Source organism: Photobacterium pectinilyticum, from assembly GCF_024357955.1.
Lineage (GTDB): Bacteria > Pseudomonadota > Gammaproteobacteria > Enterobacterales > Vibrionaceae > Photobacterium > Photobacterium pectinilyticum.
Window position 1 is genome coordinate 1 of record NZ_JANEYT010000174.1, and the last position, 1,571, is coordinate 1,571.

General features: G+C 39.8%; 2 protein-coding genes and 1 pseudogene. 2 read left to right on the plus strand and 1 reads right to left on the minus strand.

Annotation, left to right across the window (positions count from 1 at the left end; all coding sequences use genetic code 11):
- A partial coding sequence (locus NHN17_RS25695; RefSeq protein ID WP_255045514.1) for a hypothetical protein occupies window positions 1–270 on the plus strand: 270 nt, incomplete at its 5' end.
- 107 nt (window positions 271–377) lie between these two features.
- A complete protein-coding gene (locus NHN17_RS25700) occupies window positions 378–1,475 on the plus strand; it encodes a fimbria/pilus outer membrane usher protein (protein WP_255045515.1) in 1,098 nt (365 codons plus the stop codon).
- Here NHN17_RS25700 and NHN17_RS25705 read toward each other — a convergent pair.
- Window positions 1,422–1,571, minus strand: a pseudogene (locus tag NHN17_RS25705) (IS30 family transposase); the annotation flags it as partial. The gene NHN17_RS25700 and the pseudogene NHN17_RS25705 sit on opposite strands and share 54 nt — an antisense overlap.

Sequence of the window (1,571 nt, forward strand, 5' to 3'; positions counted from 1 at the left end):
TGGACAACGTATCACCATTTCCAGGAGGCGGTCATGGAGTTATCAAAATGTAGCACTATTAGGATCAGCTATTTAGACCTAGCGGATTGGAAGTTTGACTTTACAGTTAATGGTCAAAACCAAGTATATAGTTGGCCAGAGATGGAAGAGACACTCAGTCAACGATATTTAATGCCTGATGCAGCTTTAACTATTAATGACTTTAATAGCCTTAACATTGATAGTGAATTTAAAAATGAAATTACTTTGAACTCAATAATGACTAAATAGGTGTAGTTATGAGGAGGGAATGGAGTTATTTATATGGTGCCTTAGCGCTGATAATATTTCTATTATATAGCAGCTTCTTAAGTGCATCTTCATCCTCATGCGACGATATGGCATTTGAAATGCCATTACCTTTACTCTATCACCATCGTGAACTTGGTGATGTCATAGCGATAACCGATGGTCACCAAGTCTGTTCCATACACAAAAATAACTTATTATATTTTATATCCCCGCTTCTTAATGATGACGCGCTTAGATGGACTCATTCCTATCAACGACAATTCATATCTTTAGAGGAACTCAAACAGCAAGGTATTATCGTTGAATTTATGTCTTCGGCATTTTCACTTTCGGTTCGTATTGACGATGGTAAGGATCGTGTGCAAAACATAAATAGTGATGCAGGTTTTTTCGGGCTGCCACCAACCCCCAGTGAATCGTTTTCTGCTATTTCAAGTTTCAGCGTAGAGTATGATTATAGTGATGTTTCTGACTCATCAGACAACGCGGTATTGCAGTGGTTAGGCGGGTTTAACTGGGGGGGACACCAGGGTGTGAATTTGATGACAAATGCATCCTTTGGTTATTTATTTGATGACAATAGTGAGAGCAACGAATGGCAGAGCCTAAGAGGCCCTGTGGTTCTGTACCATGATCGCTATCAGCAACCTGCCAGGTATTCACTTGGCGATGTCTCAAGTCTATCATCTGGCCATTTACCCAGCTATGAATTAGGCGGTTTTTCTATTTATCGGAGTTTCTCCGAACTTCAACCGGAAAGAAACATTCAAAATTCTGGAAGCCAATTTTTTCAGCTTAATGAAAGTGCGGAAGTAGAGTTTTTTGTTAATAGTATATACGTAACTCGACTCAGGCTTGAACCCGGTCGCTATAACATTGATAACTTACCATTATCATCAGGTAGTAATGATGTAAGACTTGAAGTTAATTATTTATCCGGCCGAGAAGAAACGCTTTTCTTTTCTCGTTATTACAATGCAACCTTGCTCAAGGCTGGTTTGAGTGACTTTGGTTTTTCCGTCGGATCCATATCGGAATATGATGACCGGGATATCACTTATTCTGATGATTATGTGGTGTCTGGTTTTTATGAGCCCGAATTCAACTTCGAAGTGCGACACCCTCTAATATCAAGCAGCCATAGCCATCGTTTTAAAGACAACAGATGGCTGCTTGAACCCTAAACACTTTTTCGGTCGGTTATTTATCCTTGATTGGGCAAGTTCGATATCTTCATCAGTGACCGTTCTCAAGTCCGTACCTTTTTTCACATATTGCCG

Bases quoted from the DNA above. Each gene is read 5' to 3' on its own strand.
- NHN17_RS25700 (WP_255045515.1), top strand. From the start codon at position 378: ATGGCATTTGAAATGCCATTACCTTTACTCTATCACCATCGTGAACTT.